The following is a 25,478-nucleotide window of genomic DNA, read 5'->3' on the forward strand; positions in this document are numbered from 1 at the left end:
CCCGGTCGGGAAGAAAGGCGCCCAGCACCTTGGACCCATCCAGCGGCGGGAAGGGGATCAGGTTGAAAAGGCCCAGACCCACGTTGAGGACGGCCAGGGTCTCACAGAACCCCACCGCTCCCTCCAGAACGACTGCGCCCGGCCGGTAAAAGGCCAGCAGGACGGCACGGAGCAGCAGCGCCAGATAGGCCATGAGCAGGTTGGAGAGAGGGCCCGCCAGGGCGGTGACCGCCATGCCCGACTTGGGATTCCGAAAATACCGCGGGTCCACCGGCACCGGCTTGGCCCAGCCGAAGCCGGCCACCAGCATCATGAGGGCGCCGAAGGGGTCAATGTGCCGCAGAGGGTTGAGGGAGAGGCGATGGAGCCGCTTTGCGGTGGGGTCTCCCAGGGCCCAGGCCGCCAGACCATGGCAGGTCTCATGGACAGTCAGGCACAGCAGGATAGCCGCCACCGACAGCAGCAGGTCAATGAGCCCCGCCCAGTTCATATGTTGTGCAAAATTGGAAAAACTACCCACGCGCGGCGCCTCCTTTTTCAACGTCCGCCGGCAGGAGCTTCCCCCGCAGGGCGGCCAGCTCCTTCTCCTCCAGGCCGATGGCCAGAAGGTACGCAGGGATGGAGCCGTATGTCTCCTCCAACAGATCCAGACACTGGTCCAGATACTCCGCCTTTGACGCGCCGGCAAAGGCGGGGAGCGTAGGCACTCTGGCTTTGATCTGCCGGATGATGCGGGCCAGATAGGTCTCGGACACCTGGTAATCCGCCAAGATATCCGTCCGCTCCACGCCGGCGAGCCCCAACAGCAGGGCGGCCATCAGGCCGGTGCGGTCCTTCCCCGCCGTGCAATGGAACAGGACCCCGCCGGGTGCGGCAGCCACCGTACGCAGGGCGCGGGCCACCAGCCCGCTCCCCTCCAGCATCCGAAAATAGCCCGCCCCCACATCCGTCTCCAGATTGGGCATGCCGTCTCCCTCCGCCAGGAGGGGGCAGTGAAAGCAGTGAAAATCGGGGTGGCCGGAGATCTGGTCGGGCCTGCGCCCCACCTCCGCCTCGCTGCGCAGGTCCACCACTGTGGTGATGTCCCGGTCCAGGAGCCACCGGAGGTCCTCCTCCGTCAGCCCTTCCGGGTTGTCCCCCCGAAGCAGCCGCTCCCAGGCCGTCTCCCCGCCGGGGACGGGGTATCCCCCCAGATCCCGCAGGTTGTGCATCCCGCCTAAGGGAATGTGCCGCAGCATACCGCCGCCCCCCTTCGTCTTTTCGACATTATACCAGCCTGCGCCCAAAAGCACAAGGCAGACCCGGTTACACCACCCGGCTGCGCAGGACCCCGACGCCCTCGATCTCCACCTCCACGGTGTCGCCGGGCTTCATGGGGCCGATGCCGGCAGGGGTCCCGGTGGCCACCACATCGCCCGGCTCCAGGGTCATGGAGGCGGTGATGAAGGCCAGCAGCTCGGGGAGTCCGGTCATGAGCCGGGAGGTTCGGGACGACTGGACCGTTTTCCCGTTGAGCCGGGTCTCCAGCAGCAGGTCGGTGGGATCCACCTCGTCGGTGACCACCGGTCCCACCGGGGCGAAGCCGTCCATACACTTACCCCGGGTCCACTGGCCGTCCCCCTTCTGGATGTCCCGGGCGGTGACGTCGTTGAGGCAGGTAAAGCCCAGAATGTAATTCCACACCTCGTCGGGCTTCAGGTCCTTGGCCCGCCGCTTCATGACGACAGCCAGCTCCCCCTCATAGTCCAGCCGCTCCACGAAGTCCGGGGCGTGGACCTCCCCCTCCGGGTCGTTGACGCAGTTGGGGGTCTTGATGAACAGGATGGGCTTCTCGGGCACCCCCTCCCCCATCTCCTCGGCGTGGTCCCGGTAGTTCTTCCCCACGCACACGATCTTTCCCGGCTCGCAGGGGGCCAGGAGCCGGCAGTTCTCCAGCGCCCAGGTCTTACCGTCATAGTACTCGGTCTCCCCGGCGTAGGGGGGATATTTCAGCGTGCGGATCACCTCGCCGTCCAGCACGCCCCAGCGGACCTTGCCCATCCGCTCTGCCCTGACATATTTCATCGGAATCCCTCCCCAATGTGTGCGGCCAGCTCCCCCAGAAGGGCGTCCCGGCCGTCTCCCTTCTCCGCGGAAAAGGGGATCACCTTTACAGCTTCGTCCAGCTCCAGAGTATCCCGGATGCGCTGGAGATTGGGCTCGATCTCGCTCTTTTTCAGCTTGTCCAGCTTGTTGGCCACCACCACGAAGGGCCGACCGGTCTCCTTGAACCAGGTCCCCATGGTGCAGTCGTCCGCCGTGGGCTTGTGGCGGGCGTCCACCAGCATGCACCCCAGCGTCATGAGGGTGGGGTCGTCAAACCAGGACTGGATGAGCCGGCCCCACCGGGCCTTCTCCGCCTGGGAGACCTTGGCATAGCCGTAGCCCGGCAGGTCCACCAGATAGAATTTTCCGTCGATCTTGAAGTAGTTGATGTGGGTGGTCTTGCCCGGCGCGCTGCCCACCCGAGCAAAGTTCTTCCGGCCCAGCAGGCGGTTGATGACCGAGGACTTGCCCACGTTGGAGCGGCCGGAGAAGACGATTTGGGGCAGCCCATCCCGGGGGAAGTCCTCTTTTTTGGCCGCGGAGCGGATGAACTCCGCCATTTGCAGATTAATCATGGCGTCTCCCCCTTACTGCTTGAGGTCCAGGGCCCGCACCGTTCCCTGGGCGGGCTCGGACATGGCCTCCAGGTCCGGCAGAGTTCGGGTCCCCTCTGTCTCCAGGACCACCGAGAGCACCTGGTCCACCTGCTCCACCGGCACGAACTTCAATGCCGCCCGGACGGTCTGGTCGATCTCCTCCAGGTCCCCCACATTGTCCGCGGGGATGAGCACCGTCTTCATGCCGTTGCGCAGGGCGGCCATGGTCTTCTCCCGCAGGCCGCCGATGGGCAGCACTCTGCCCCGCAGGGTCACTTCGCCGGTCATCGCCACATTCTGGCGCACCGGCGTATTCGTGAGGGCCGAGACCATGGCGGTGGTGATGGTGATGCCCGCCGATGGCCCGTCCTTGGGCACGGCCCCCTCCGGGAAGTGGACATGGAGGTCCTTGGTCTTATAGAAGTCCTCCTCAATGCCCAGGCGCTGGGCCCGGCTGCGGATATAGCTCAGGGCGGCCCGGGCCGACTCCTTCATGACGTCGCCCAGATTGCCTGTGAGTTCCACCTTGCCGGTGCCGGGCACCACATTGACCTCCACCTGGAGCATCTCGCCGCCCACCTGGGTCCAGGCCAGGCCGTTGACCACGCCCACCAGACTGCCGGTCTCCCGGTGGTCCGGGTGGTAGGTCTTCGGGCCAAGAAAGCCTTCCAGATCAGAAGCCGTCAAGGAAATCTGCTTCACGCCATCGGAGACGATCTTCATGGCGGTCTTACGGCACAGGGCGGCGATGCGGCGCTCCAGCACCCGGACGCCGGACTCCCGGGTGTAGCCGGTGATGAGGGCTCGGATGGCGTCGTCCGTGAGCTTGAGCTGGGTCTTCTTCAGGCCGTGGCGCTTGCGCTCCTTGGGCAGCAGGTGCTCCTTGGCGATCTGGAGCTTCTCCTCATCGGTATAGCTGGAGAGCTCAATGACCTCCATCCGGTCCAGCAGGGGCCGAGGGATGGTGTCGGTGGTATTGGCGGTGGTGATGAAAAAGACCTGGGACAGGTCGAAGGGCACCTCCAGGAAATTGTCGCGGAAGGTGCCGTTCTGCTCCCCGTCCAGCACCTCCAGCAGGGCGGAGGCCGGGTCCCCGTGGATGTCGGAGGCCAGCTTGTCGATCTCGTCCAGCAGCAGCAGCGGGTTGCAGCTGCCCGCCCGGCGGATGCCGTCGATGATGCGGCCGGGCATGGCCCCCACATAGGTCTTCCGGTGGCCCCGGATCTCGGCCTCATCGTGGACGCCGCCCAGGGAGATCCGGGTCAGCTTCCGATTGGTGGCCCGGGCCACCGACATGGCGATGGAAGTCTTGCCCACGCCCGGCGGGCCCACCAGACAGAGGACCTGTCCTTTGAGTTCCGGCGCAAGCTGACGGACGGCCAGGAACTCCAGGATGCGCTCCTTCACCTTCTGGAGCCCATAGTGGTCGGCATCCAGGATCTTTCTGGCCGCCGCCACATCGGTGCGCTCCCGGGTGTGCTTATTCCAGGGCAGGTCCAGCAGCACGTCCAGATAGTTCCGGATGACGGTGGCCTCCGCAGAGCCAAAGGGCTGCTTGGCCAGCCGGGAGAGCTCCTTCTCCGCCTTTTCAGCCGCCTCCTGGGGGAGGTGGGCCTTTGCAATGCGGGCACGGTACTCGTCCTGCTCGCTGTCCCCGTCCTCGCTCTCCCCCAGCTCCTGCCGGAGGACCTTGAGCTGCTCCCGCAGAACATAGTCCCGCTGGTTGTCGGACAGCTGCTCCCGCACCTTGGTCTGGACCTCCTGCTCCAGTTCCAGAATGGCGACCTCACGTCCCAGAGCATGGGCCAGCTTGGTGAGGCGGCGCACCGGATGGAGCTCCTCCAGGATGGCCTGCTTGTCCGACGCCCGCATAGCGATGTTCTGGGCGATATAATCGGCGATATAGCCGGGGTCCTCACTGGAGAGCACGCTGATGAGCACGTCCCCGGTCATGCGGGGAGAGAGCTCGGCATAGCGTTCAAACAGCTCGTAAGTACTGCGGATGAGGGCCTCAGTCTTGGGGGTGTTCCGGGTGTGCTCCGGCACGGGGAGCACCTCTACCTCCCCCTGGAGGAAGGGGCTGGTCTTCCCCAGGCTCACCAGCCGGCCCCGGGTGGAGCCCTCCACCATGACCCGCACATTGTCCCCAGGCAGGCGAAGGATCTGCTTGACGGTGGAGACGGTGCCCACATGGAACAGGTCCATCTCCCCCGGCTCCTCCACGGTGAGGTCCCGCTGGGCCACCAGGAAGATGGGCTGTCCCTCGCTCATGGCCTCGTCCAGGGCCTTGATGGAGGCCCCCCGGCCCACGTCGAAGTGTAGGAGCATGCTGGGAAAGATGGTGAGTCCCCGGAGGGCCAGCACCGGCATGGTCGTAATGGTATTGGCTTCAATGGTCATCATGGATCACTTCCTAAAAACAAACAGGACGGAGGCGCCCCCCGTCCTGTTTTTGCTTTGTTTAAGATACGTTGCTCTGGGTCCGCAGGCCGCCGTGCTCCGCCCGGAGGGCCGCGCCGCCCAGACGGGGACGGGCGGGCCGGTCCGGGTCCCGGATCAGCTCCGGCTGTGCCCGGTCGGTGACACAGGCCGGGGTGATGATAACCTTGGCGATGGCGCTGTCCGAGGGCACATCGTACATGACCTGGGTCATGACCTCCTCCAGCACCGCCCGGAGCCCACGGGCGCCGATGCCCCGCTCGATGGCCTTCTCGGCCACGGCGGCAAGGGCCTCGGGCTGGAACTCCAGCTCCACCTCGTCATACTCCAGCAGCTTCTTGTACTGCTTCACCAAGGCGTTCTTCGGCTCGGTGAGGATGCGCACCAGCTGCTCCTTCCCCAGGGACTGCAGGGCGGTGATGACCGGCAGTCGGCCAACCAGCTCGGGGATAATACCGAATTTCAGCAGATCGTGGGGCTGGATCTCCCGCAGCAGCTCCGACACGTCTCGGGTCTTCTTGCTCTCGATCTCCGCGCCGAAGCCGATGGCCTTCTTGTCCAGCCGCTGCTCAATGATCTTGTCGATGCCGTCGAAGGCGCCGCCACAGATGAAGAGGATGTTTTTAGTGTCGATCTGGATGAACTCCTGATGGGGGTGCTTGCGCCCGCCCTGGGGGGGCACATTGGCCACGGTACCCTCCAGGATCTTCAGCAGCGCCTGCTGCACGCCCTCGCCGGACACATCCCGGGTAATGGAGGTATTCTCGCTCTTCCGGGCGATCTTGTCGATCTCATCCACATAGATGATGCCCCGCTGGGCCAGCTCGATATCATAATCGGCGGCCTGGACCAACCGCAGCAGGATGTTCTCCACGTCGTCGCCCACATAGCCGGCCTCGGTGAGGGTGGTGGCGTCGGCAATGGCGAAGGGCACCTTCAGGATCCGGGCCAGAGTCTGGGCAAAGAGGGTCTTGCCGCAGCCCGTGGGGCCCATGAGGAGGATGTTGCTCTTCTGAAGCTCCACATCGTCCCCGCCGCCGAAGTAGATGCGCTTGTAGTGGTTGTAGACCGCCACCGAGAGGGCCACCTTGGCCGCCTCCTGGCCGATGATATACTCGTCCAGCACATCCCGGATCTCCCGGGGGGTGGGGATCACGTCGGGGATATCGGTCCGCTCCTCAACAGGCTCGTCGCCGGCGTCGTCCAGGATGCTCATGCACAGCTGAACGCACTCGTTGCAGATATAGGCGCCGGGGCCGGCGATGATCCGGGCCACCTGCTCCTGATGCTTGCCGCAGAAGGAGCAGCGGACCGACCGCTTATCGTCATTTTTAGGCATGGGTCGCACCTCTTTGTTCGGGCACAGCGGCCCGCAGGCTTGGGCATGGCGCGCCATGCCCTGTAAACGCGGTCAAGAGGAGCGGAGTCCTTGGTCTCCGCTCCCCTTTCCCATCCGCTCCGATGAGGAGCGGCTCACATCACTTTCTGGTGATGACCTTGTCGATGAGACCGTAAGAGACGGCCTCATCCGCGGACATGAAGTTGTCGCGCTCACAGTCCGCAGTGACCACCTCGATGGGCTTACCGGTGTTTTCGGACAGGATGTGGTTCATCCGCTTCTTGATGACCTCCAACCGTTTGAGGTGGATGGCCATGTCTGTGATCTGGCCCTGGGTGCCCGCCGAGGGCTGATGGATCATGATCTCCGCGTTGGGCAGGGCAAATCGCTTGCCCTTGGCGCCCGAGGAGAGCAGGAAAGCACCCATGCTGGCGGCCATGCCGATGCAGATGGTGGACACGTCACACTTGACATACTGCATGGTGTCATAGATGGCCATGCCGTCGGTGACGGAGCCGCCGGGGCTGTTGATGTAGAACTGAATGTCCTTGTCCGGGTCCTGGGCCTCCAGGTAGAGGAGCTGGGCCACCACCAGGCTGGCAGTGGTGGCGTTGACCTCCTCCCCCAGGAAGATGATCCGGTCGTTGAGCAGCCGGGAAAAGATGTCGTAGGACCGCTCTCCCCGGTTGGTCTGCTCCACCACGTAAGGTACGAGGCTGGATTGGAACATAAATAAGATCTCCTTTTTTCGCCGGCCCGCCGGGGCCGGAAAACAGTATACGCTGAACAGTATGCCCGTTTGGAGGAAGGTTATTCCTTACTCCGCGGACTCCTCGGCCTTGTCAGGGGTGCCCTTCTTGGCCCGGGTGGCGCGCTTCTTGGGGGCGGCCTCGCCCTCGGCGGCGGGCTCTTCCTTGGCGGCCTTCTTCTTGGCGGTCTTCTTGGGCTTCTCCGCCTTGGCCTCGGCCTTCACCAGCTCCATGGCCTTCCGGCGCAGCAGAGTGGCCTTCACGTCCTCGGCGTCGGCGGCGGCCTTGACCTGGTCCAGCTCCATGCCGTACTGCTCGGACAGAGCCTTGTACTCGGTCTCCAGCTCCTCGTCGGTCACGGTCATGCTCTCGGCGGCGGCCACGGCGTCCAGCGCCATCTCGATCTTGATCTGGTGCTCGGCGGCGGCGTTGGCCTGCTGACGCATGGCGTCCAGGGTCTGGCCGGTCATCTGCAGGTACTGCTGGAAGGGCAGGCCCTGGCGCTCAAAACGGTCGGCGTACTCCTGGAGCACCTGGTCGCCCCGGAAGTCGATCATGGCCTGGGGCAGCTCCACCTTCAGCTCGCCGATGAGGGCCTCGGTGACGGCATCCTCGAAGGCGTGCTGGGCGGCGTGCTCACGGCGCTCCCGCAGCTTGGTCTCCAGGTCCTTCTTGAAGGCTTCCAGAGTGTCAAACTCAGACACATCCTTGGCAAACTCGTCATCCACCACAGGGGCCTGGGGCTCCTTCACCTCGTGGGCCTTCACCTTGAAGACCACGGCCTTGCCGGCCAGCTCGGGGGTGTACTCCTCGGGGAAGGTGACGTCCAGGTCCTTCTCGTCGCCGGGCTTCATGCCGACCACGCCCTCTTCAAAGCCGGGAATGAAGGAGTGGGAGCCCAGCTCCAGGGCGTGGTTCTCGCCCTTGCCGCCATCAAAGGGCACGCCGTCCTTGAAGCCCTCGAAGTCGATGAGGACAGTGTCGCCCTCCTTGGCCGCACGATCCACGTTCACCAGACGGGTGGCCCGCTGGATGTAGGGCTTGAGCTCGTTCTCCACGTCCTCAGCGGTGACCTCCACCTCGTCCTTGGCAGCGGTCAGGCCCTTGTAGAAGCCGATCTCGAAGGACGGACGGACGGTGACCAGGGCCTTGAAGGTGAAGCCATCCTTGCCCACCTCCAGGACCTCGACCTTGGGATAAGCCACAGGGTCCAGACCCTCCTGCTCCACGGCCTGGGCATAAGCGGCAGGATAGAGCTCGTCGATGGCGTCCTGATAGAACACGCCGGAGCCGTACATACCCTCGATGATCTTCCGGGGGGCGTGACCCTTCCGGAAGCCGGGGACAGCGATGGTCTTACGGTTTTTCCGATAGACCTTGTCCACCGCGGCCTCAAACTCCTCGGCGCCCACCTCGATAACCAGCTCGACTGCGCTGTTCTCCTGATTTTCTTTACTCTTGACGTTCATCTACTTACTTCCTCCTGAATGTGTGATATCAGAATCTTATTTATACTACCAAATCTTTTCCGACTTTTCCACTCTTTTTTTCAAAATCGGAAAAATTCTTCTTTCGGTGCTCAGGGAAGGACCAGCTTCGGGGTGAACCGCAGATAGTCCGCAGCCACCAGCCGGTACTCCACGCCGTTCCGGGCCCCCTCGATGGCCAGCCGGTGGCTGCCCCCGTGGAGATGTCCGTAAAAGCATCGCTCCACCCCATACCGCTCCAGCAGCGCCAGGATCTCGGGGCAGGAGTAGCCCTGGTAGAGAGGCGGGTAGTGGAGAAAGCACAGTTTGGGCCTCTCCCCCGCCGCCTTCAGCGACGCCTCCAGCCGGATGAGCTCCCGGTTGAAGACCTTTTCATTGTGTCCCTGCTGGTCCTCCTCGTAAAACCACCCACGGGTACCGCACAGGGCGATTTCCCCATAGAAGTGGCAGTTATTGTGGAGGATGTCCAGGGTGTGGAATCCGTTCTCCTCAAAAAAACGCTTCATCTTGGCGGCGGTGGTCCACCAGTAGTCGTGGTTGCCCTTGAGGAGCAGCTTCCGCCGCCCCGGCAGGGCGTCCAGCCAGGCGAAGTCCGGTTTGGCCTGCTCCAGGCTCATGCCCCAGGAGATATCCCCGCACAGGACCACAGTGTCCTCCGCGCCCACCGCGCTGAAGCCGGCGGCCAGCTTTTCCACATATCCCTCCCAGGCGCCGCCGAAGATATCCATGGGCTTGTCCGCCCCCAGAGAGAGATGGGGGTCGCCCAGGGCGAATAGAGCCATGGCTCCGCCTCCTTCTTTCCCTTACTGGAGCATCTCCAGCACCCGGTCGGCCATGTTTTCCTTCTCTATGACCGTCTGGAACCGGATCTCCTTCCCCTTCAGGCCGGCCAGAGGGGCGGGCGCAGGCGCCCCGGTGACCTGGGCGAGCTGATCCAGGAGCGCGGTACCGGCGGCCAGTTCGGTGACGCCGAGCGCGCCCAGCACACTGTCGCAGAACTTGAAGGGGCTGGCGGTGGACACCACCACAGCGGGGGTGTCGTCTCCGGTCTCCCGGCGGTACTCCTCCAGCACATGGAAGGCCACGGCGGTATGGGTGTCGATGAGGTAGCCTCTGTCCTTCCACATTTTTGCGATCATGGCCTGGGTCTCGGCGTCGCCGCAGCAGCCGGCCGCAAAATTCTTATCCAGGTGCTTTCTCACCTTGTCGCTGACCTCGTAACGCCCCTCGGCGGCCAGGGCCGCCATGTACTCCTTTACGGCCACGTCGTCCCGCTCGGTGAATTCAAAGAGCATCCGCTCCAGGTTGGAGGAGATGAGGATGTCCATGGAGGGGGACATGGTATTATAGAATGGACGGTTCCGGTCATAGACGCCGGTCTTGATGAAATCGGTGAGGACGTTGTTCTGGTTGGAGGCGCAGATGAGCTTCCGGATGGGTACCCCCATCTGCTTGGCATAGTAGGCCGAGAGGATGTTGCCGAAGTTGCCCGTGGGCACGCAGACGTTGATGGGGTCCCCCTTCTGGACCTTCCCCTCTCTGAGGAGGTCGCAGTAGGCGGAGACATAGTAGACGATCTGGGGCAGGATGCGCCCCCAGTTGATGGAGTTGGCCGAGGAGAAGAAGTAGCCCCGGCCGGCCAGGGTATCCCGGAGAGCGGCGTCGGAGAACAGGCGCTTGACGCCGGTCTGGGCGTCGTCAAAGTTGCCCACCACGGAGCAGACCCCAACATTGTCCCCCTCCTGGGTCTGCATCTGGAGCTGCTGGATCTCCGAGACCCCATCCTTGGGGTAGAAGACCAGGATACGGGTCCGCTCCACGTCCTTGAAGCCCTCCAGGGCGGCCTTTCCGGTGTCGCCGGAGGTGGCCACCAGGATACAGGCCGTCTTCTGCTCCTCCGTCTTCCCCAGGGAGGCCGAGAGCAGATGGGGCAGCATCTGGAGGGCCATGTCCTTGAAGGCGCAGGTGGGCCCGTGCCAGAGCTCCAGACAGTAGGTCTTCTCGTCCAGCTGGCGCACCGGGGCTACCGCCTTGGTGTCGAACTTGTCGGGCCCATAGGCCCGCATGGCAAAGCTGGAGAGCTCGGAGGCCGTGAAATCGTCCAGATAGGACCCCATCACAAAGACTGCCCTCTGCTGGTAGGACATGTCGGTCATGGTCTTGAGTCCATTGGGAGAGAGCTTGGGCAGCACCTCCGGGGTCAGCAGACCGCCATCCAGGGCCAGCCCTTGGGCGATGGCCTGGGCCGCGCTGCATTTCTGATTTTTGTTCCTCGTGCTTACATATTGCATACTTCGTTCACGACCCTCATCAGATTAGAATAAAAGACCTTCTCCAGCAGTCCTTCGCTGTAATTGCGCCGGAGCAGGTGCTCACAGAGCTTTTCCACGTCCTGGATGCCCTGCATGCCCCGCGGCATACGGGTGATCCCATCCCAGTCCCCGCCCATCGCCACATGGTCCTCGCCGCCCAGAGCAAGGAAATGCTCCAGGTGGGAGGTCACCGTATCAAAGTCGGGATCCTCGCCCAGGAAGCCGGCGTACATGTTGAGGCCGGCCACTCCGTTGGTGTTTATTATGGCAGTAAATTGCGCGTCGGTCAAGTTCCTTGGATCAGGAAATACGGCCCGGGCATTGGAGTGCGTGGCCACCACCGGACGGTCGGTCACCTCCATCACATCCCAGAAGCCGGGGTCGGACAGGTGGGACACATCCACCAGCATCCCCAGTTCCCCCATGGTCCTTACAAAGGCGCGGCCCCGCTCCGAGAGCCCCCTGTCCTTCTCCTCGGCATTGGTGCCCGAGAGAGCGTTGGGGTGGTTCCAGGTGATGTTCACCGCCCGGACCCCCATCCGATGGGCCAGCCGGAGCTTGTCCAGGTCGCAGTCCAGCAGCTCCGCGCCCTCCACGGACAGGAAGGCCGCCGTCTTCCCGGCGGCAAAGGCCGCCTCCGCCTCCGCTCCCGTCCGGCAGAACTCCGCCAGGTCGGCGTTGGCGTCCAGCTCACTGCGGAAGAGGGCGTACTCCTCCAGGAAGACCTCCCACAGGGACCGGCCCGGCATATCCTCCGGGGAGCCAAAGGCGGCAAAAAACTGGGCCCACCGGCCCCTTCCCCGCCGCCGCTCCAGATCCAGGTGGCCCTCCTGTCGGCGGAGCCCCCCGCCGTGCAGATAACATCTCAATATGGTATCACAGTGTCCGTCAAAGAGATCCATGGCTAAAACGCATCCTCTATGTAATTGATCTCCGGCTTCCGGGTGGCCGTCCCCTCCGGGGCATAGACCTCAGCCACGTCAAACCGGGGCTGGAGCTCCGTCGGGTGCTCCAGCAGATAGAGCTGGGCCGACGTGCGTATCCGCTCCTGCTTTCCCCGGTCCACAAAGGCCCGGGCCGGAGCGAAGGCGGCGTTCTTCCGCAGCTTCACTTCTGTAAAGACAATATACTTGTCATTCTCTGCCACCAGGTCGATCTCGCCAAAGCGGCACCGCCAGCCGGCGGCCACCACCCGCCAGCCACGGGCCCGGAGCCAGTCGGCAGTCTGGCTCTCCCCCCAGCGGCCCAGCAAACGCCGGTCTCCCCCGGTCATGACGCGCCGCCCCCGGCATAGAACTTTTTGAGGAAGCTCTTCCGGTGGATGGGACAGGGCCCATACTGCCGCAGCAGCTCATAGTGGCGTTTGGTGGGGTAGCCCTTGTGGCGCTCGAACTCGTACTCCGGGTAGACCTTGGCCATCTCCTCCATGTAGCGGTCCCGGCTCACCTTGGCCAGGATGGAGGCGGCTGCGATGTTGGCGCTGAGACTGTCACCCTTCACCACTGCAATGCGTGGACAGGAGATCCCCTTGTCGCGATTCCCGTCAATGAGGGCAAAGTCCGGCGCCGGGTCCAGGGCCCGGATGGCCCGGTCCATGGCCAGGAGGCGGGCCGTCAGGATGTTCAGCGCGTCGATCTCGGCGGCGTCCACCGAGGTCACCGCCCAGGCCACCGCCCTTTTCCGGATCTCGTCAAAGAGCCGGTCCCGCTGCCTGGGGGTCACCTTCTTGGAGTCGTTGAGCCCCTCCGGGACCCAGCCCCAGGGCAGGATCACCGCCGCGGCATACACAGCGCCGGCCAGGGGCCCCGCGCCCGCCTCGTCAGCGCCGCAGATCAGTCTGGCGCCCTCCCGGCGGTACCGGTCCTCCAGGGCCCAGAGATCAATCTGCTCCATGGTCCCCGGCTCCTTCCGGCGTCTCAAGGGTAAAGCGTCCCAGCTTGCCGCCCCGGAACTCGTCCAGCAGCACCCTGGCCATACGCTCCAGGTTCACCTCGCCCCCGGAGATGAGGAAGCCACGCTTCCGCCCCGCCGCCTCCAGCAGCTCCCAGCCGGGGGTGTCCGGCTCAGGAGACAGCTTGTAGCGGTCTGTCAGGGCCTGGGGATACCGGGCGGCCAGCTCCTCCATCAGCGCGCAGCCCAGACTCTCCACGTCCATGATGTCGTCCTTGATGGCCCCGGTGTAGGCCAGACGGCGGCCCACCTCCTGGTCCTCAAATTTGGGCCAGAGGATGCCGGGGGTGTCCAGCAGGTCCAGTCCGGCATCCACAGCCACCCACTGTTTGCCCCGGGTCACGCCGGGCCGGTCCTGGGCCTTGGCCGATTTACGCCTGGCCACCTTGTTGATAAAGGTGGACTTGCCCACGTTGGGCACCCCCACCACCATCACCCGGACGGGGCGGCCCACCTGGCCCTTCTCCCGCCACCGGGCGATCTGCTCCTTCAGCGCCTCCCGCACCGCATTGGAAAACTGGGCCACGCCGGCGCCCGTCTTGCTGTCGGTCTCCAGCACGGCGCAGCCCCGGTCCCGGAACCATTTGCTCCAGGCCCGATTCTGCGCCGGATCGGCCTGGTCCGCCCGGTTGAGCACGATGAGCCGCGGCTTCCGCCCCACCAGCTCGTCGATATCCGGGTTGCGGCTGGACCGGGGGATGCGGGCGTCGATGACCTCCGCCACCAGATCCACCAGCTTCAGATCCGCCTCGATCATCCGGCGGGTCTTGGTCATATGGCCGGGATACCATTGGATGTTCAAGCCCTCCCGCTCCTTTCTCCCTTGTCACGTCCCGTAGGCGTCATATAGAAGTCATTATACAACACATTCCGGCAAAATGAAAAGAGTCCTGTCGTCTTTTTGATGAAGAATACAAAAAAGGAGCGGCGAACCGCTCCTTTTCCGTTTGGATTTTCTTACAGCTTCTCCTTGACCTTGGCGCTCTTGCCCACGCGGTCACGCAGGTAGTAGAGCTTGGCCCGGCGCACCTTACCGGAGCGAACGGTCTCAATCTTCTCGATGATGGGGGAGTGGACGGGGAAGACCTTCTCCACACCCACGCCGTAGGAGACGCGGCGGACGGTAAAGGTCTCGGCAATGCCGCCGTGCTTCTTGGCGATCACAGTGCCCTCAAAGACCTGGATACGCTCACGGTTGCCTTCCTTGACCTTGATGTGCACCCGAACGGTGTCGCCCACTTCCACCTTGGGGGGCTCGGCCTTCAGGTACTTCTCATTGAAATTCTGCATGAGATCCATTTTTACTTCCTCCTGTTTATAGGCGGTCATACCGGCTCACAGCGCCGCCCCGCTCTTTGGGACCGGCACCGCAGAGGACCACCCTTTATCAAAGCCAAAATATGATACCATGCCGGCGAAAAAAAAGCAAGTCTATTTTTCCATTTTTCCCATTCCGATCTGACAGCAGAGGAGCCAGCCCCCCATCAGGGCCAGCGTGGCACCGCCGCCTTTGGCCAGGATGCTGACGCCGCCCGCCAGCAGGCCCGTGCCCAGAGCCAGCGAGCAGAGCTGCACCCCAGCCGTCGCCCGGTCGTGGGGCAGAAACCCGGACAGGATCATCAGAAGGGCCCGGCCGCCGTCCAGGGGCCACACCGGCAGCAGGTTGAACCAGCCCAGGCACAGGCTCAGCCCCGCCGGCAGCCAGCCCGGCTCCCCAAGCCGGAGCGCCCCCCAGGCCAGGGCCAGACTGGCCCCCGGCCCCGCCAGGACCGCCGCCAGTTCTCCGGCATAGGTCAGGGGCCGCCGCCGGTCCAGGACCATCTCCCCGCCGGAAATCGTCAGGCGGATTTCCTTTACAGTTCCTCCCAGGAGTCGGACGGCCACATAGTGGCCCAGCTCATGGACGGCGGCGGCCAGAAGGGCCCAGGGCAGTACGCCCTCCCCGTCCAGCAGCGCCAGGACCGCCCCCAGCAGCAGGAAGCCCGGGGTGCAGGTCACGCCGCGCACCACCTCCACGGCCTACTCCGTTTCGATGTAGTCCGCAGGGTCCACCCGCTCCCCGTTCACCTTGATCTCAAAGTGGAGGTGGGCCCCGGTGACCTCTCCGGTGTCCCCCACCTCGGCCACCTTCTCCCCCGCCGCCACCTTCTGGCCCGGCTGGACGCACAGGCGGCTGCAATGGGCGTAAAAGCTGGTCACACCATTGGCGTGGGCAAGCTGGAGATACTGGCCATAGGCCGGACTCTCCCCGATATAGTCCACTGTCCCTGCGGCAAAGGCGCCGATGGCTGAGCCGTAGTTGGCCGCCAGGTCCAGGCCGTTGTGGAACTTCTCCCCGCCCTCGATGGGGTGCTCACGAAGCCCAAAGCCGGAGGAGACCGGCGCCATCACCGGCGCGGCGGTCCCTCCCACGCCCAGTGGATCGGCCTCCGGCTCCGCCGTCTCTGTATCCACCGGTTCCCCGCTCTCCGGTTCCGGCAGAGCAGCTGCGTCATCCGGCGGCGCAGTCTTCTCAATCGGGAGCACCAGCCTGCCGGCGCAGGAGGACAGCCGCGCCGCCTCGATCCGGTAAAGGGCATTGCCCCGGTGGTCAAAGACCCAGGGATGCCATCCCGCCTCCTTCAACCCGAGGATGGACCGCCACGCCTGGGCGACGGCCTCCTCTCTCCCCTCTTCCCGGTCCATCGCCCGGCCAAGGCTGGCAAAGGCGGCCTTGAAATCCGTATCCGCCCGAAGGACCTGGAGCAGCTCTCCACGGACCTCCTCCATCCCCTCCGGGAAGGCGTTCCGCCCCCAGAAAACGGCCAGGAAGAGGACGGCGCACACGCACAGCTGCAGGAGCCGCCGCTTTTCCCGGGGCGCCAGAGCCACGCTCCGCCTGTCCCGCCGGGCGCGTCCCGCGCTCCGCCGCCGGTCCGCCGTCCGACGGGCCGTGTCCTCCCAATGCCGTGCGCCCTCCATGGCCGTCCCCTCCCGTCCTGCTGTTCGTCCTATCCTATTCGGACGGGCAGTGGGTTATGACGGTCCCGCGCCTTTCTTTTTCGCGATGGCCCTGTCCATGGCGCAGCGCACCGGCGTCGTGCGCGCCCGCCGGTTGTTCCGGTCCAGAATGGCGGAGATCTGCCCCATGGTCTGCTCCACCTCCTGCCGGAAGATGGAGGCCGACAGCCGCAGGGCCCCGTGTCCCAGGATGATGAGCTGTTCCGCCCCATCCGAGGTAGCCACCCGGACCCTGTGCTTCTGCTTTCCAAGCTCAAAGGTGGTTTTTTCGATGTAGGCGTCCGCTGTCTCCGCCTCTTTCGTGTAGACCACGTGGATATTGTGGTAGCGCGAGACCTCCCGGGTGCTGCCCGGCACCTTATAGGCGTCGAAGACCAGGATGACCTCGCATTTGCGGAAGCCCTGATAGTTGCTCAGCAGGTCCATCAGCGTCTGCCGGGCGGCGTCCAGGTTGTCCTGGGCCACCGCCTTGAGCTCCTCCCAGGCAAAGATGATGTTGTACCCGTCCACCAGCAGGTATTCCGGCCCCCGCTCCCGCTCCAGAATGCGGTATTTCTCTCCGTCCAGACTGGTCCGGGCCGGCTTGGGGGCGGGGCGGAATGCCTCCCGCTTCACCTTGCCGTAAGTCCGCTCAAAGATGGCCTGGAGCTCCTTGTCCTCCTCCAGCCCGCCGGTCCAGCTCCGCCGGGTCCCGCCAGACGGGACTGCATCCGGCGCTTCCTCCTCCGGCGCAAGCTCCACCCCGCTGCTCACATGGGCCATGGCCGGGACCTCGTCCCACTTCACCACATAGCCCGCGCCGTGGGCGCAGAAGACAGAATCCGCCGGATTCTCCAAATCCCGCTCCGGGTCATAGCCGGCGGCCTTCACCACCTCCGCCTGATTCCCGCAGGGGGCATAGCCCCGGAAGGAACAGCTCAGGCGGCCCTTGCCCCGGGTGTAGGCCGTCACCTCCTGGGCATAGTCGCCCAGCCCGGCCACGGGGGCGGCTCCGGTGAGCACCGTCTCCGCTCCGCTCTGCTCCGGCGCTTCCACCTCTCCCCCCATGCGCTGGAGGTCGGACATGGCACGTCCCACCGCTTCGCCGGGGAGCTCTAGCCGGAAATCGTACCACGGCTCCAGAAGGATGCTCTCCGCCGCCATAAGGCCCTGGCGCACTGCACGGTAGGTAGCCTGACGGAAGTCGCCCCCTTCGGTGTGCTTTTCGTGAGCACGCCCCGCCGTCAGGGTGATGCTCAGGTCGGTGATGGGCGACCCGGTGAGCACGCCCAGGTGGGCCTTCTCCGCCAGATGGGTGAGGATCAGCCGCTGCCAGCGCCCCTCCAGAGTGTCCTCCGGGCAGACGGTACCAAAGCGCAGGCCGCTCCCCCGGGGCAGGGGCTCCAGCAGCAGATGGACCTCCGCATAGTGCCGAAGGGGCTCATAGTGTCCCACCCCCTCCACCGGGGCTGCGATGGTCTCCCGGTAGACGATGCTCCCCGGCCCGAAGGAGAGCGCCAGGCCGAACCGCTCCAGGGCCAGCCGCCGGAGGACCTCCAGCTGGATCTGCCCCATGAGCTGAAGGTGGATCTCCCGGAGCTGCTCATTCCACACCAGCCGGAGCTGCGGGTCCTCCTCCTCCAGCTGCCGGAGCTTGGCCATGGCTGTATAGGGGTCCTGACCCTCCGGGAGGAGCACCTGACAGGCGAGGACCGGCTCCAGGGCGGGCTCCTCGCCCTGAGGTTCGAAGCCCAGGCCCTCCCCCGGTTTTGTGCGGCTCAGCCCGGTGACGGCGCACACCATGCCCGGCTCCGCCCGTTCCACCGCCTGGAATTTCTCGCCGGAATAGATCCGGATCTGGTCCACCTTCTCCTCCCAGGCCCCGGAGGGGCCGGTCAGGAGGGTCTTGACCTTCAAGCCCCCACCGGTGATTTTCAGATAGGTCAGACGGTTGCCCTGTCCGTCCCGGGCGATTTTGAAGACCCGGGCCCCAAACGCTGCGGGCGCCGCCTTCTGCCGGGTGTACCGGTCCAGGCAGTCCAGGAGGCGGTCCACTCCCTCCAGCTTGAGGGCCGAGCCGAAGCAGCAGGGAAAGAGCTTCCGCTCCGCCACCAGTCCGGTCAAAAACGCGTCGGACAGCTTTCCCTCCTCCAGATAGGTCTCCATGGCGGTCTCGTCGGCCATGGCGGCCTCCTCCTGCCATGCGTCATCGGTCCCGTCTCCCACGTCCACGCAGCCATCATCCAGCTTTGCTCTCAAGTCCTTCAGGAGCGCCGCCCGGTCTGTCCCGGACAGGTCCATCTTGTTCACGAAGAGGAAGACTGGAACGCCGTAGCGTTTGAGCAGCCGCCACAGCGTCATGGTATGGCCCTGGACGCCGTCGCTGCCGTTGATGACCAGGACGGCATAGTCCAGCACCCCCATGGTCCGCTCCGCTTCACTGGAGAAGTCCACATGACCCGGGGTGTCCAGCAGCGTGATGACGGTCTCCCCCAGAGGCAGTACCGCCTGCTTGGAGAAGATGGTGATGCCCCGCTCCCGCTCGATGGGGTCGGTATCCAGAAACGCATTCTGATGGTCCACCCTGCCCAGCTGCCGCAGGGCGCCGCTCCGGTAGAGCAGGGCTTCGGAGAGGGTGGTCTTACCCGCGTCCACATGGGCCAACAGACCCGTACAAATGTATTTTTTGGCCTTTTCCGCCTCCTGTACTCCTATGGAAACCGTCCCCTTCCGCGCATGAATCCTGTTTAGTATAGCACACGGGAAGGGGGTTCGTCGAGACGCCGCAGCAGAATTCCATTTTCAGGCGGCGGACCACAGGCGGGCCGATCCTTGGGCTCCGGCGTTACCCCGGCGCGCCCTCCCCCGCCTCCAGCGCCGCCTTCAGCTTCTCCAGGGCCCGCTTTTCGATGCGGGATACATAGCGACACGCCTATTGTAAACGATGCCCTCTAAGAAATCGCCTCCAATTCATGGAAGCGGAATTTGATGATGATCTCTTTTTCCTCGGTCAGCTCCACCCGTTCGATGAGACTGACCAGCAGCTCCCGGCTGGTGAGAGCCGAGTCCAGAAACTGTTTTACCAGTGCCCTGGCTTTTTCTTCCGTGTTCACCGGCTGCTTTGCCTGTTCCTGCAAGCTCTTCAGCCGACCTTCCAAAACGGTGCGGTCCATCTTGACCTTCTGGTAGATGCGCTGGAAGTCCTCTTCCGAGAGCAGTCCGTTCAGCCGGTCCATATACATCTGATCCAGGTTGGTGGTCAGAGCGGTAATTTTCGATTGCAGTGCCTGCATCTCCGCTTCACAGCTGGCCGCCTTGCTGGCGTTCTCCACGGCTTCTTTCGCAATCGGGCACAGCTTATTGGGATGCAGATAGGCCCGGCAGACTTCCCGCACCTTGGCGAATACCGCTTCATTCACCGTTTCTTCCTTGATGGAATGACAGGTGCAAACGCCCGCCTTAGTGAATCGCTGATAGGTTCGGCAGACAAAGAACAGGCGATCCTCCCCGGCGGCATTTTTACGGTTGAGTACTGCCATAGGATAGCCGCACTCGTGGCAGAAGATCAGGCCTTTCAGCAGAAAGTCATAGGTCCGGCTTCGGGTGTGCTTGCGGCTGTTCACCAGCAGCTGTACCTTTTGAAAGGTCTCCGGGTCAATAATCGGCTCATGGGTCCCCTCTACCACCACCCAGTTTTCCGGCGACTGCCGCAGGCACTTCTGGGATTTGTAGCTGATCTTTACACTGCGCCCCTGCACCATGTTGCCGATATAGGTCTCGTTTTTCAGCATTTCGGAGATCCGCTCGCTGCTCCACAGTCCAGTGTAGGGGCCAGGGTTCCCGACCTTCCAGCCGCAATAGATAGCCGGTGTGGGGATACCTTCTTCGTTGAGCGTAGTCGCAATTTTGCGGCAGCTCATACCAGAGAGGGCAAGTGCGAAGATCCGCCGCACCACCGGAGCCACTTCCTCGTTAATGACGATCTTGTTTTTCTCGGTGGGGTGCATCTTGTACCCATACATGGGCTTGCCGCCGATGAACTGCCCCTTCCGCTGTTTATCCCGCTTGACGCTCTTGATCTTCTTGGAGATGTCCTTGGCGTACATGTCGTTCATGATGGCACGGAATGGGGTGATGTCGTTGGCGGTAGAGTCCACGCCGGTGTCGATACCGTCCAGCAGGGAAATGTACCGCACCCGGTGTTCCGGGAAGTACCGCTCCATATAGTGGCCGGTCATGATATAATCACGTCCCAAACGGGAAAGGTCTTTGGTGATGACCATGTTGACCTTTTTGGTTTCAATATCACCAATCATCCGCTGGAAGCTGGGACGGTCAAAACTGGTGCCGCTGAATCCGTCATCTACATAGGTGTCATAGACACTCAGCCGGTGCTGCTGAACAAATTCTTGCAGCAGGGATTCCTGGTTCTGGACACTCTGTGATGGTCCCTCGTTTTCATCCTCCTTTGATAGTCTGATGTATAAAGCCGCATGATAGTCCATGGGGTTGCTTATCTCTAAGTACATGCTATACCTCCTGAGATAAGCGGCCATTCATCATGAATATGATAACATTTCGCGGCCATATTGTCAAATTTTTGCCCCGTTTTGGAGATTTCTCTCTATAAAAAGCCGCAGACATTCTGCGATCAGTTCCGGCAGCTTTTCTCCTTCTTCTGTGAAAAAACAATGGACGACCGGCACCTGTCCATCCTTTTTCACTGGCATTCCCTCCTTTCTGGTTTGTGAAAGTCTATGCGGCAATGAGGTGGTCCTTTCCTGACCCGACACAGTTCGATGCAGATTGACAGAATTTTCTCTTTTCTTTACAATGAAAGTAAAGGAGGTGGTAAAATGTTTTCAAGAATGGAAAAGGAAATCATGCGTCTGCGGATGGAATCAAAGGCTGAGGAAAATCAGAAGAAACCACCCCTCTCGTCCCCAGATGTGGTGGAAACATCTGACTTCGTGTTTGCTCCTTTTCCAACGCTATCTGAGAGCTCTGCAACAGCAATGTTATGAATGCTGGAAGGAAAAGCGGTGAGGCTAAGCCTCACCGCTTTTGTCTGTAATATGGCGCCCACTCCAGCTGATTCGCCGACAGAATGGGAAACGGCCACTTCGGTTCCTCCCAAAGACTGCCTCGAAACAGGCGTGTCCGTTTTATCACCAGTACCGTGTCAAACTTTCCCTCTTTCCAGTCCGCCAGCATCTGGTTCAGACCGGGCCGAGTCAGGTCACATCCGGAGTATCCCGCATCTTCATAATATTGGGCAGGTTCCAGCCCATACTCCCGTGCAAAGGCCTCCAGTTTGCCGCGCTGCGCGGACAAGGCTCTCTGGTATGTCTCGCGATCTCCTCCACCATCTACCCGGCAGTAAAGTGCCGCACGGCTGTTTCCCATCCAAATCACTCCTTTCTGTCTCATTATTTCATATAGGTCAGGAAGATTTTGCCGAAAAAATCACCGTATTTCGATCAGTCCATCCAGGAACCGCTCAAAATCCGGTGACAGTTGAATATTTAGTTCATAATCACGCCGCACGTCGATCCGCTGCACAACGATAGCCAGCAGCATTTTTTGTTCCTCCAGTGTTCCGCTGCGGAAAATCTGGTTCAGTCCACAGTATTTTCGCTGCTTGATCTCGATTTCCCGGCGCAGTTGTTCTCCATTTTGGACCTTGGCCTCCAGCTCATACAACCACTCTCTGGCTTTGTCGATTTCCACCTCTGTTCCTTGTAAAAGTTCCTGCAGAAGAGATACCCCAAAGGAGCTCTCTCCGCGGATCGCCCGAGCTACCTCGCCACGCAGGGTCTCCCGATCCTGTTCCTTCTCGGACAAATGCTGTTGCGCCGCTTGGTAGGCATCCCGCCGCTCCTGAAGTGCGATTTGATATTTGTACTCCAGAATGGTCTCTGCAGGCAGTGCCTCCAGTTGCTCCAGCAAGGCGGAAATCGCAGTTTTGACCGCCGCTTCCACACGCTCGGCGTGGTAGGTCCGGGGACCATCGCAGGCCGTTGCTTCCCCCTCCACGCTGGCATTGCAACGGTAGAGCCGCACATCCCGGCGATAGAGTGACCCATCCCGCTTGCGGCGGTACTCCTTCCGATGGATGGTGCTGTTCATGCGAGCGCCGCAATGGCCGCAGTAGGTCAGACCGCTCAACAAAGCTTTTCCGTGTCTGGGGGCAGAAATAGTATTCATATTGTTCTCCTTTCGGTTTCGGCTTTCTTTCAGTTCCTGTACCTGTGTAAAAATCGCATCCTCTACGATTTGAAGGTGTGGTAGCCTCGGGGACTCTACACCACCTTTCTGCAGATAACCCAGATATCGTTTGCTGGATAACATATGAAAGATAGATGCCTGATTCCACCGCTTTCCTTTGCGGGTCATGATGTTTTGACTGTTGAGGTATTTGGCGATGCGCTGGCTGCCCAGTCCTTCTCGGGCTGCCTTGTCAAAAATGACCCGCACCACCCGGGCCTCTTCCTCGCAGATTTGGAGCTCGTACAGTGCCTGTTTCTTTTTGTTCAACCGTTCTCCCCGTACCAATTGGTAGCCATAGGGACACTGTCCCCCGGTAAAACAGCCTTCTTCCGTCAGCTGCCGGATCCGGGTACGGGTGCGCTCAGAGATCTTCTCACTCTCACCGGCAGCCTGCCAGTAGCGGATATAGTTGGTCAGCTTGTCTACGTGGTTGTCAAAGCGCTGCTCCCCTTCACAGACGCTCCAGACAGCAATGCCGTTCCGTGTCAGCCATTCCACCACAAAAGGCGTCTCATCGTCCCGCCGTCCGATGCGGTCAAACATATAGACCAGTAGGATATCAAATTTTCCCGCCATGGCATCTTCACGGATCTCCATGACCGCATCCCGCTCCCGCATAGTCAGTTTATAGCCGGAGACGCCCTTTTCAGAGAATTCTCTTAAAATCTCCCAGCCGCGCTCCTGAGCAAAGGTCTGGCAGGCAATTCTCTGCATAGGGATATCATTCTTTTCCACCTGTCCTCGGTCGGATACACGATAAAGGCAATAGGCTCGGTTCATAGTAATGCTCCTTTCTGTTTGATATCTTTATTCTAAGGTAGCATTTTCTAATTGAACAGGAGCCGTGGGGTGCTGGGTCAGTGCAGCGCAAACATAGTGCCAGATGCTGGCCTCCTTGGGCGTCACAGAAAAAGAAATAATCACCTTGCACTCCGCCGTTTCCATTGTCAGGCTTTGTTTGCTCGAATCGTAATTCATGTGGATTCCTCCTTAATTAAATATTGTTCCTTTTATCTGTGGCGGGGTTGAGAAAGTTTTTTTCAATCATGGTTTTGATTGTTCCTCCTTTCGGATCAGGATGCTTTTTCCCTCGGCGTTGATGCCATACAGGTCATCCAAATGGATATGAAATCCATCCTCACGAATGGTTTCCGCCATACCAAGAGCGGCTTTCGCCAATAGAAGCAGCCCCGTCCGGTTTCCCGTTAACTCCAATTCATTTCCATCGGCATGAGTGGTAAAGGAGAGGTGAGCTTCCGGTTCCACTGGGAGGATGGGCAGTTGTTCATCATTCAGTTGAATGGTCAGCGTTTTAGTTTTCATTGCTTGTATCCTACCTTTTGAAAACTCCTCAATCAAAATCCATCCAGACCATGTGCTTTCCGCAGTGGAGGCACTGGAACAGATAGCATTGCAGATGCCCGCCGTTGACGGATTCCTGGATCATTTCCTTCTGCTCCCCGTCCCACATTGGATCGTCCAGCACATCCTCCAGCACACCCAGCGCCCGCAGTTCTCTGGCCCCCACATGGCCCAGATAGGCGCAGTAGTCGCCGCAGTGGGCCCGCCAGTATTCCTGCTGCCAGCCGGAGTAGCCGGGGGTGTGGTGGATGAGCTCGTCCAGTTTTTCCGGGTCGTCTACGCCATCATCCACAGAGTAATCATCCTGAAAGCTGCCGTCATATTTCCGGGCCGCTTCGCCGCTGGCAATACACGCCGGGCACAGATACGCAATATCCTCCACGGAAAAGAATGGATTGGTATAGAAAATATGGGTCGTCTTGCCGCAGCAGTCGCAGACAACGCCCTCTTTGGACGCCTCAAAAGCGCCGGTGTCCAGAGGGTCCGGGTGATACCGGAAGGCGGGTAGGCCCAGCAGGGTCCGCCGCTCCTTCTCTTTCTGTGTTTCCTCCGGCGTTTTGGGCTTGGGGAGGGCATAGTGGTTCCCCCAGTTCTCCGCATAGTCCTTCAAGACACCCAGCCGCTTGAGGGTCTTCTTGTCGGAACGATTTCCAATTTGGCAGAGCAGTTCATAGGCATCCTTCTTGAAGTCCAGGAGGTCATACACATCCACCAGCACTTCCTTGGCCTGCTGGTCCCCGCTCTGCTCCAGTTCCTCCTTAAAGGCATAGAGGGCGCGGACACTGTCCGGGCCGCCGTCGGTTGCGGAAAACTGCTTTTTCAGTTCGATGTAGGTTTTCTGGTATTCTGTCATCGGGCGCATCTCCCATCAATCCCACCAGAAGTACCAGACGGTGGACTGCCGCAGCACATCCGCCAGATTGCCCACAGTGGGATCATCCTGCTCCTGGTCCACGACGTCCGGGCAGAAGCCGTACTGCTCCACCGCGACCTCCATGGCCTTCTCCTGGGAAACAGGGGCCGGGAGCAGGAACTCCAGCTCATCGTGGCTCATGGCCGCAGGCACCGCGCCATACTGCGCGAACCAGTATTTCGCCACTGCCATCAGCTCCGGCGTGTCAGGGCACTCATTCCAGTTTCCGAAGGGCAGGTAGGCAAAGATCTCCCAGGGGTTCTTCACCGGGATCTTGGCCAAAATGAGGGGGTAGGTCATGTGACTATCCGAATCCCAGTAGCAGGAGAAGCGGTCATTGTCATAGCCGCCCTCCATCTCGCCCAGGACTTCTTCCTCCCAGTCCAGATCATCGTCCTCGGCTTCTTCCCTGCGCTGGCCGGTCAATTCCTCCAAAACCGCCTTTCCGTCCTTGATGGGAGCGGAGAGCACCTTCTTCCGGTACTCCGTTACCGCTTTGAGGTCAAATTCGTAGCAGTCCGCATCATGCTCCGGATCGGCGTTCATTACCAGACACTCCAACAGCGTTTCATCATCCGCCTTGATGAGTACCGGTACAAAGCCCTCTTTGAGACTTTCCCGCTTGGCGTAGCTATATGCCGACATGATGGGGTCATCATCTGCCATGGATGGGAAATAGGTACACTCGCAGTCCAGATACTCCATGATGGCCTGGGCCACCTCAGAGGGCTCCAGCGTGTCCTCGTCGAAGTCCTGTCCCTGCCAGTTTTCAAACCGTTCCCCGATCACCTCTGCCATAGCCTGATAGTAGTCCTCGTCAAAGGGGATGAACAGGTAGGCTTCATCCTGGAACTCATCAGAGTGATACCGCTCCGGGCCGAAGAAGCGGAGGGCGTTGTCGTCAACATCGGCAGGATAGTAGGGGCTGTCGCCCTCTCCGTAGTAATAGCCTGCAAAGGCACGGCCTTGCTGATTGAACAGCACAGAGAACAGACAG

General features: G+C 61.7%; 27 protein-coding genes. 1 reads left to right on the forward strand and 26 read right to left on the reverse strand.

Translation table 11 applies throughout. The annotated features are described in order from the left end of the window. The 20 genes from Q0Y09_RS10345 to Q0Y09_RS10440 form a co-directional block, all read right to left on the reverse strand. The coding region (locus Q0Y09_RS10345) for a site-2 protease family protein (RefSeq protein ID WP_297721101.1) at window positions 1-490 on the reverse strand (490 nt) is incomplete at its 3' end. A 22-nt stretch (window positions 491-512) separates the two neighbouring features. After that, window positions 513-1,238, reverse strand: a complete 726-nt coding sequence (locus tag Q0Y09_RS10350; protein ID WP_297721104.1) for a tyrosine-protein phosphatase — start codon at window positions 1,236-1,238, stop codon at window positions 513-515. A 67-nt stretch (window positions 1,239-1,305) separates the two neighbouring features. Beyond that, entirely contained in the window at window positions 1,306-2,064 is a 759-nt protein-coding gene (locus tag Q0Y09_RS10355) for a fumarylacetoacetate hydrolase family protein (RefSeq protein ID WP_297721106.1), read from the reverse strand. Beyond that, a complete protein-coding gene (gene yihA / locus Q0Y09_RS10360; RefSeq protein ID WP_297721109.1) occupies window positions 2,061-2,660 on the reverse strand; it encodes a ribosome biogenesis GTP-binding protein YihA/YsxC in 600 nt (199 codons plus the stop codon). Before yihA ends, Q0Y09_RS10355 begins: the two co-directional genes overlap by 4 nt. A 12-nt stretch (window positions 2,661-2,672) precedes the next feature. Beyond that, entirely contained in the window at window positions 2,673-5,084 is a 2,412-nt protein-coding gene (lon, locus tag Q0Y09_RS10365; protein WP_297721111.1) for an endopeptidase La, read from the reverse strand. A gap of 58 nt (window positions 5,085-5,142) precedes the next feature. Further along, entirely contained in the window at window positions 5,143-6,459 is a 1,317-nt protein-coding gene (gene clpX / locus Q0Y09_RS10370) for an ATP-dependent Clp protease ATP-binding subunit ClpX (protein ID WP_297721112.1), read from the reverse strand. Window positions 6,460-6,598: 139 nt separating this feature from the next. Beyond that, window positions 6,599-7,189: an ATP-dependent Clp endopeptidase proteolytic subunit ClpP gene (clpP, locus tag Q0Y09_RS10375; RefSeq protein ID WP_297721114.1), complete on the reverse strand. Its 591-nt coding sequence runs from the start codon at window positions 7,187-7,189 to the stop codon at window positions 6,599-6,601. Window positions 7,190-7,276: 87 nt separating this feature from the next. Then, on the reverse strand, window positions 7,277-8,677 hold the full coding sequence (gene tig / locus Q0Y09_RS10380) for a trigger factor (protein WP_297721116.1): 1,401 nt from the start codon (window positions 8,675-8,677) through the stop codon (window positions 7,277-7,279). Window positions 8,678-8,787: 110 nt separating this feature from the next. Continuing rightward, window positions 8,788-9,477, reverse strand: coding sequence for a metallophosphoesterase (locus tag Q0Y09_RS10385; RefSeq protein ID WP_297721119.1), 690 nt, complete (start codon window positions 9,475-9,477; stop codon window positions 8,788-8,790). A 21-nt stretch (window positions 9,478-9,498) separates the two neighbouring features. Then, window positions 9,499-10,986, reverse strand: coding sequence for a threonine synthase (gene thrC, locus Q0Y09_RS10390; RefSeq protein WP_297721121.1), 1,488 nt, complete (start codon window positions 10,984-10,986; stop codon window positions 9,499-9,501). Continuing rightward, window positions 10,974-11,909, reverse strand: a complete 936-nt coding sequence (locus tag Q0Y09_RS10395; RefSeq protein WP_297721123.1) for a dipeptidase — start codon at window positions 11,907-11,909, stop codon at window positions 10,974-10,976. Before Q0Y09_RS10395 ends, thrC begins: the two co-directional genes overlap by 13 nt. Before the next feature lie 2 nt (window positions 11,910-11,911). Then, window positions 11,912-12,280, reverse strand: coding sequence for a YraN family protein (locus Q0Y09_RS10400; RefSeq protein ID WP_297721125.1), 369 nt, complete (start codon window positions 12,278-12,280; stop codon window positions 11,912-11,914). Then, entirely contained in the window at window positions 12,277-12,900 is a 624-nt protein-coding gene (locus Q0Y09_RS10405; protein WP_297721126.1) for a ribonuclease HII, read from the reverse strand. Before Q0Y09_RS10405 ends, Q0Y09_RS10400 begins: the two co-directional genes overlap by 4 nt. After that, window positions 12,887-13,759, reverse strand: a complete 873-nt coding sequence (ylqF, locus tag Q0Y09_RS10410; protein WP_297721128.1) for a ribosome biogenesis GTPase YlqF — start codon at window positions 13,757-13,759, stop codon at window positions 12,887-12,889. The genes Q0Y09_RS10405 and ylqF overlap by 14 nt, the downstream gene beginning before the upstream one ends. Before the next feature lie 155 nt (window positions 13,760-13,914). Next, window positions 13,915-14,256, reverse strand: a complete 342-nt coding sequence (gene rplS / locus Q0Y09_RS10415) for a 50S ribosomal protein L19 (RefSeq protein ID WP_297721130.1) — start codon at window positions 14,254-14,256, stop codon at window positions 13,915-13,917. Between the two features lie 132 nt (window positions 14,257-14,388). Beyond that, window positions 14,389-14,973 (reverse strand): site-2 protease family protein, encoded by a 585-nt coding sequence (locus Q0Y09_RS10420; protein WP_297721132.1) that lies wholly within the window; start codon window positions 14,971-14,973, stop codon window positions 14,389-14,391. Window positions 14,974-14,976: 3 nt separating this feature from the next. Beyond that, window positions 14,977-15,918, reverse strand: a complete 942-nt coding sequence (locus Q0Y09_RS10425; RefSeq protein ID WP_297721134.1) for a M23 family metallopeptidase — start codon at window positions 15,916-15,918, stop codon at window positions 14,977-14,979. A gap of 54 nt (window positions 15,919-15,972) precedes the next feature. After that, window positions 15,973-18,651, reverse strand: coding sequence for a translation factor GTPase family protein (locus Q0Y09_RS10430; RefSeq protein WP_297721154.1), 2,679 nt, complete (start codon window positions 18,649-18,651; stop codon window positions 15,973-15,975). 236 nt (window positions 18,652-18,887) lie between these two features. After that, window positions 18,888-20,465, reverse strand: coding sequence for a recombinase family protein (locus tag Q0Y09_RS10435; RefSeq protein WP_297721136.1), 1,578 nt, complete (start codon window positions 20,463-20,465; stop codon window positions 18,888-18,890). Between the two features lie 63 nt (window positions 20,466-20,528). Continuing rightward, window positions 20,529-20,660 carry a hypothetical protein gene (locus Q0Y09_RS10440; RefSeq protein ID WP_297721138.1) on the reverse strand — a complete coding sequence of 44 codons (132 nt, stop codon included), beginning with the start codon at window positions 20,658-20,660 and terminating at the stop codon, window positions 20,529-20,531. Between the two features lie 132 nt (window positions 20,661-20,792). Between Q0Y09_RS10440 and Q0Y09_RS10445 the strand changes: the two genes are divergently transcribed. Then, entirely contained in the window at window positions 20,793-20,960 is a 168-nt protein-coding gene (locus tag Q0Y09_RS10445) for a hypothetical protein (RefSeq protein ID WP_297721140.1), read from the forward strand. 31 nt (window positions 20,961-20,991) lie between these two features. On the opposite strand, the gene Q0Y09_RS10450 is transcribed toward Q0Y09_RS10445, so the two are convergent. The 6 genes from Q0Y09_RS10450 to Q0Y09_RS10475 all read right to left on the reverse strand — a co-directional run. Then, window positions 20,992-21,342 (reverse strand): recombinase family protein, encoded by a 351-nt coding sequence (locus Q0Y09_RS10450; protein WP_297721142.1) that lies wholly within the window; start codon window positions 21,340-21,342, stop codon window positions 20,992-20,994. Window positions 21,343-21,402: 60 nt separating this feature from the next. Continuing rightward, window positions 21,403-22,986, reverse strand: coding sequence for a recombinase family protein (locus tag Q0Y09_RS10455; protein ID WP_297721144.1), 1,584 nt, complete (start codon window positions 22,984-22,986; stop codon window positions 21,403-21,405). Between the two features lie 27 nt (window positions 22,987-23,013). Next, complete coding sequence (locus Q0Y09_RS10460) at window positions 23,014-23,184, reverse strand: hypothetical protein (RefSeq protein ID WP_297721146.1); 171 nt, start codon at window positions 23,182-23,184, stop codon at window positions 23,014-23,016. A gap of 66 nt (window positions 23,185-23,250) precedes the next feature. Then, a complete protein-coding gene (locus Q0Y09_RS10465; RefSeq protein WP_297721148.1) occupies window positions 23,251-23,565 on the reverse strand; it encodes a hypothetical protein in 315 nt (104 codons plus the stop codon). Further along, window positions 23,558-24,421 carry a CbrC family protein gene (locus Q0Y09_RS10470; protein WP_297721150.1) on the reverse strand — a complete coding sequence of 288 codons (864 nt, stop codon included), beginning with the start codon at window positions 24,419-24,421 and terminating at the stop codon, window positions 23,558-23,560. The genes Q0Y09_RS10465 and Q0Y09_RS10470 overlap by 8 nt, the downstream gene beginning before the upstream one ends. Before the next feature lie 15 nt (window positions 24,422-24,436). Beyond that, a partial coding sequence (locus Q0Y09_RS10475) for a DUF4253 domain-containing protein (protein ID WP_297721152.1) occupies window positions 24,437-25,478 on the reverse strand: 1,042 nt, incomplete at its 5' end.

The sequence above is a fragment of the Intestinimonas sp. genome, assembly GCF_026169115.1.
Lineage (GTDB): Bacteria > Bacillota > Clostridia > Oscillospirales > Oscillospiraceae > Intestinimonas.

Coding starts and splice junctions, on each gene's coding strand:
- thrC (WP_297721121.1), bottom strand. CDS start 10,986: ATGCAATATGTAAGCACGAGGAACAAAAATCAGAAATGCAGCGCGGCC.
- Q0Y09_RS10425 (WP_297721134.1), bottom strand. CDS start 15,918: ATGGAGGGCGCACGGCATTGGGAGGACACGGCCCGTCGGACGGCGGAC.
- clpP (WP_297721114.1), bottom strand. CDS start 7,189: ATGTTCCAATCCAGCCTCGTACCTTACGTGGTGGAGCAGACCAACCGG.
- Q0Y09_RS10445 (WP_297721140.1), top strand. CDS start 20,793: ATGTTTTCAAGAATGGAAAAGGAAATCATGCGTCTGCGGATGGAATCA.
- Q0Y09_RS10470 (WP_297721150.1), bottom strand. CDS start 24,421: ATGACAGAATACCAGAAAACCTACATCGAACTGAAAAAGCAGTTTTCC.
- Q0Y09_RS10355 (WP_297721106.1), bottom strand. CDS start 2,064: ATGAAATATGTCAGGGCAGAGCGGATGGGCAAGGTCCGCTGGGGCGTG.
- rplS (WP_297721130.1), bottom strand. CDS start 14,256: ATGGATCTCATGCAGAATTTCAATGAGAAGTACCTGAAGGCCGAGCCC.
- Q0Y09_RS10385 (WP_297721119.1), bottom strand. CDS start 9,477: ATGGCTCTATTCGCCCTGGGCGACCCCCATCTCTCTCTGGGGGCGGAC.
- Q0Y09_RS10450 (WP_297721142.1), bottom strand. CDS start 21,342: ATGGGAAACAGCCGTGCGGCACTTTACTGCCGGGTAGATGGTGGAGGA.
- Q0Y09_RS10350 (WP_297721104.1), bottom strand. CDS start 1,238: ATGCTGCGGCACATTCCCTTAGGCGGGATGCACAACCTGCGGGATCTG.
- Q0Y09_RS10455 (WP_297721144.1), bottom strand. CDS start 22,986: ATGAACCGAGCCTATTGCCTTTATCGTGTATCCGACCGAGGACAGGTG.
- Q0Y09_RS10405 (WP_297721126.1), bottom strand. CDS start 12,900: ATGGAGCAGATTGATCTCTGGGCCCTGGAGGACCGGTACCGCCGGGAG.
- lon (WP_297721111.1), bottom strand. CDS start 5,084: ATGATGACCATTGAAGCCAATACCATTACGACCATGCCGGTGCTGGCC.
- Q0Y09_RS10395 (WP_297721123.1), bottom strand. CDS start 11,909: ATGGATCTCTTTGACGGACACTGTGATACCATATTGAGATGTTATCTG.
- Q0Y09_RS10460 (WP_297721146.1), bottom strand. CDS start 23,184: ATGAATTACGATTCGAGCAAACAAAGCCTGACAATGGAAACGGCGGAG.
- clpX (WP_297721112.1), bottom strand. CDS start 6,459: ATGCCTAAAAATGACGATAAGCGGTCGGTCCGCTGCTCCTTCTGCGGC.
- tig (WP_297721116.1), bottom strand. CDS start 8,677: ATGAACGTCAAGAGTAAAGAAAATCAGGAGAACAGCGCAGTCGAGCTG.
- yihA (WP_297721109.1), bottom strand. CDS start 2,660: ATGATTAATCTGCAAATGGCGGAGTTCATCCGCTCCGCGGCCAAAAAA.
- Q0Y09_RS10435 (WP_297721136.1), bottom strand. CDS start 20,465: ATGTACTTAGAGATAAGCAACCCCATGGACTATCATGCGGCTTTATAC.
- Q0Y09_RS10400 (WP_297721125.1), bottom strand. CDS start 12,280: ATGACCGGGGGAGACCGGCGTTTGCTGGGCCGCTGGGGGGAGAGCCAG.